5 protein-coding genes are annotated in these 3,462 nt (G+C 71.2%); 1 reads left to right on the forward strand and 4 read right to left on the reverse strand.

All coding sequences use genetic code 11. The annotated features are described in order from the left end of the window. From E7Z54_RS00965 to E7Z54_RS00980, 4 genes are all read right to left on the reverse strand, one after another. Window positions 1-310 (reverse strand): hypothetical protein (locus tag E7Z54_RS00965; RefSeq protein ID WP_206055943.1); only part of this gene is annotated, 310 nt, incomplete at its 3' end. Continuing rightward, window positions 307-834 carry a hypothetical protein gene (locus E7Z54_RS00970; protein ID WP_136430953.1) on the reverse strand — a complete coding sequence of 176 codons (528 nt, stop codon included), beginning with the start codon at window positions 832-834 and terminating at the stop codon, window positions 307-309. The genes E7Z54_RS00970 and E7Z54_RS00965, both read right to left, overlap by 4 nt. A 29-nt stretch (window positions 835-863) precedes the next feature. Continuing rightward, window positions 864-2,093 carry a toxic anion resistance protein gene (locus tag E7Z54_RS00975; protein ID WP_136430954.1) on the reverse strand — a complete coding sequence of 410 codons (1,230 nt, stop codon included), beginning with the start codon at window positions 2,091-2,093 and terminating at the stop codon, window positions 864-866. 81 nt (window positions 2,094-2,174) lie between these two features. After that, complete coding sequence (locus E7Z54_RS00980; RefSeq protein WP_136430955.1) at window positions 2,175-2,858, reverse strand: YczE/YyaS/YitT family protein; 684 nt, start codon at window positions 2,856-2,858, stop codon at window positions 2,175-2,177. Window positions 2,859-2,919: 61 nt separating this feature from the next. Here E7Z54_RS00980 and E7Z54_RS00985 point away from each other — a divergent pair. After that, the coding region (locus E7Z54_RS00985; RefSeq protein ID WP_136430956.1) for a GntR family transcriptional regulator at window positions 2,920-3,462 on the forward strand (543 nt) is incomplete at its 3' end.

A 3,462-nucleotide genomic window follows, 5' to 3' on the forward strand; every position in this document is an offset into this window, starting at 1 on the left:
CCACTTCGCCCAGCGCTCGCGCATAGGCCGGCGCGTGCTCGGACTTCTGCAGCGCGAGCCCGCCCATGGTGGGCGTCGGCCCGGCCCGGAACCGGTTCCCGCGCTTCGCGGCGAGCATGAACTCCTCGGCCGACACGGTCCGGCCGGTCTCCTCGGCCCACGCGACGAACGCGCCGCGGGACCGCTCGGCGACCGTCGCGGCCAGCGCCTCGCCCTCGGCGCGCGCGGCTGTCTCGTCCAGGCCGGCCTGCTCCGCCACCGCGACGAGCGCCTCGAGCGCGTCGGCCAGCGTGGTCGTGCCGGAGCTCATGGCGTGCCCAGGGTCAGGTCGGGCCCACCGGACGAGGAGTGCCCGAACTTCGCGTCGAGGAAGCGGCCGTGCGCGATCAGCGCCTGTGCGTCGGCCCGGTTGGCGGCGTCGAAGATCTTGTCCATCGTGGCGCCGAGCACCTCGAGCTGCTCGATCAGGATCATCAGCGCGGTCTTGTGCCCGTCGATGGGGCGCGTGTCGGCCCACTCCCGCGGCAGCCGGAGGTAGCCGCCGACGGCCTCGGGGAGGTAGTCGGTCGCGGTCGCCACGACCGAGTAGCTCTCCTGGCTGCCCAGCCCGAGCTGGCTCAGGCGCGGGAGGGTCTGGTGGATGGTGCGCGCGATCCGCACCACCCGCGAGATCACCACCGGGGGCGCGTTGCCCTCACGCAGCATCGCGTTGACCCGGTTGAGCGCCGCCAGGATGTCCTGCTCCGTCGGCGCCGGCGGTACGACGTACTGCGCCGCGCCCGCGCCGTCGCCCCGACCACCCCGGACCCGGCCCCACCACGACTTCAGCCCCACCGTTCTCCGTCCCGGTCCACGCAGCCGGATCAGCCGATGTCGAGCGTGCCGGCGGCGTTGCGCTGGTCGTGCTGCTGGACCCGCTCCAGATAGGCCCGCGACTTCTGGACCTCGGTCTCGAGCACGCCGATCGTGGTGGACATGGTGTCCAGCGCCTTGAGCTTGAATTCGTCGATCGAGTCCATGGTCGCGTAGATGTTGGCGAACGCGGCCTGCAGCTGCTCCATGCCGATCGTCGAGGAGGCCGCCTGCTCCTGGATCGCCGCGGAGTTGTCCTTGAGCATCTCCGAGGTGCGCTGGATCATCGTCGAGGTCGTCGTGTTGAGCGCGGTGATCTGGTCCAGCACCAGCTTCTGGTTGCTCAGCGCCTGCGCGACGATCACGGCGGTCCGCAGCGCGGAGATGGTCGTCGTGGTGGCCCGGTCGACGCCCTTGATGAGCTCGATGTTGTTCTTGATGATGATGTCGATCGCCAGGTAGGCCTGGATCGAGACCGCGAGCTGCGTCAACAGGTCCTGGTGCTTCTGGCGCACGTAGAACAGCACGTCCTGCGACAGCGTCTTCGCGGCCTCGGGGTCGCTCAGCTCGAGCTCGGCGATCTTCGCCGAGAGCTTCGCGTCGAGCCGCTCGGCGACGTAGACGTACTGGTTCAGCCGGCCCATGACTCCCCAGAGGTTGGTCTTCTCCAGGTTGAGCGCGACGTTGTCCTTGGTCAGCTCGTCCTGGCCGCTGCGCAGCGAGTGCAGGATGCCGTTGAGCTGGCTCTGGGCAGACTGGTACTTGCGGAAGTAGTCCTCGACCTTGTCGTTGAAGGGGAGCTTGTCCCACCACTTCTTCACGCCGGTGGCCTGGCCGGGATCGAGGTCCTCGACCGTGCGCCGCAGGTCGAGCAGCGTCTTGCCCACGGTGGAGCCCTGCGCGATGCCGCCCTCCTTGAGCGCGGTCACCGGCTTGTCGAGCATCCGGTTGGAGGTCTCGGCGGCCTTCCGGATGTCGGCATCACCCATGGTGCGGACGTTCTCCGCCTGCTTGGCGAACTCGGGGCTGCCCGCAGTGGTGCTGGTCAGGGAGGTCAGGAAGTTGTCGACCTTGGTGTCCAGCTCGGGGATCATCTCGGCGGAGACCTGCGGGGCCATCTTGGGCGCCGCTGTCTCCACCACCGGGGCGGGCGCCTCCGGCGCGGTCAGCGTGAGGACAGGCTCTGGGGGCGCGAGCGGAGTGGGCTCGGGGGCAGCTGCCTGGGAACCGTCGGAGGTCATGGCCGGAGCCTATCCAGCCTTCCCTGACTTCACGCCCGCTCACGGAAGGAAATCCGGGCTGGATCAGGGCGAACCCCGGGCTCAGTCGCGCCCGAGGCGCTCCGCCGGGTCCGGGAGGTCGATCAGGAACCACGGCAGCATCAGCTGGGCGAGCGGCCCGATGGCGAGGGCGTAGACGACCGTACCCAGGCCCAGGACCCCGCCCAGCAGCAGCCCGAGTGCGACGACGGTGCCCTCGAGCGCCGTACGGACCAGGCGCAGGGAGAGGCCCGTCCGGCGGTGGAGGCCGGTCATCAGGCCGTCGCGCGGGCCGCGGCCGAACTGGGCCCCGATGTAGAGCGCGGTCGCGAGGCCGCAGAGCAGCACGCCTCCGACCATGAGGCCGATCCGGGCCGGCATCGCGGCCGGTGCGTCGAACAGGGCGAGCGTCGCGTCGGCGGAGAGCCCGACCACCAGCGCGTTGGCGATGGTGCCGATGCCCGGCTTCTCGCGCAGCGGGATCCAGAGCAGCAGCACGACGAAGCTGAAGAGGACGACCGCCTGGCCGAGCGTGATCGGGAGATGGCGGGTCACGCCGGAGTGCAGGACGTCCCAGGGCGCGAGGCCGATGTCGCCGAGCACCATCAGGGCGAGGCTCACGCCGTAGAGGACGAGGCCGATCGCGAGCTGTGCGAACCGCAGCGGCAGCCGCCCTGCGCGCAGCTGGGCGACCGGGCCGAGGTCGGCGAGCTGGATGGCGGGGCGCACAGGGGTGGCGATCGTCATGCACCCAGCATGCGGCCGATTGGACTGGCTCGAAATATCCAATCGTGGTTGACTGGACTGCATGTCCCAGTCCATTTCCGCGACCCGTCTCGCCGGGCTCGTGGCCGGCTTCGACCGCTCGCCGGCCTACCTTGGCCTGGCCGACGCGCTGCGGGAGCTCATCGGCGACGGGCGGATCGGCTACGCCACCCGCCTGCCGAGCGAGCGTGACCTGACCGCGGCGCTGGGCGTCTCCCGCACGACAGTGACCCGGGCCTACGCCGCGCTGCGCGAGACGGCGTACGCCGAGGCCCGGCAGGGCGCCGGCACCTTCACCCGCCTCCCCGGCGGGCCGGTGCGGTCCCACGACCGCGCATTGCTGCCACCGGCGGTGGGGCCGGACTCGATCAGCATGGTGTGCGCCGCCTCGACCGCCCCGCCAGGCATCGCCGGCGCCTACGTCGACGCGGTCGCCGACCTCCCTGCGCACCTGGGCAGCCACGGCTACTACCCCGCCGGGCTGCCCGCGCTCCAGGCCGCGATCGCCCGGCTGTACGACGACCGCGGGCTGCCGACCCGACCGGACCAGATCATCGTCACCACCGGCGCGCTCGCCGCGACCGCC

Origin of the sequence: Nocardioides sp., from assembly GCF_004803405.1 — a bacterium.
Taxonomy (GTDB): Bacteria; Actinomycetota; Actinomycetes; order Propionibacteriales; family Nocardioidaceae; genus Nocardioides; species Nocardioides vastitatis.

What these genes read in the sequence shown, in the direction of transcription:
- E7Z54_RS00980 (WP_136430955.1), bottom strand. Translation starts at nt 2,858, where the DNA reads ATGACGATCGCCACCCCTGTGCGCCCCGCCATCCAGCTCGCCGACCTC.
- E7Z54_RS00975 (WP_136430954.1), bottom strand. Translation starts at nt 2,093, where the DNA reads ATGACCTCCGACGGTTCCCAGGCAGCTGCCCCCGAGCCCACTCCGCTC.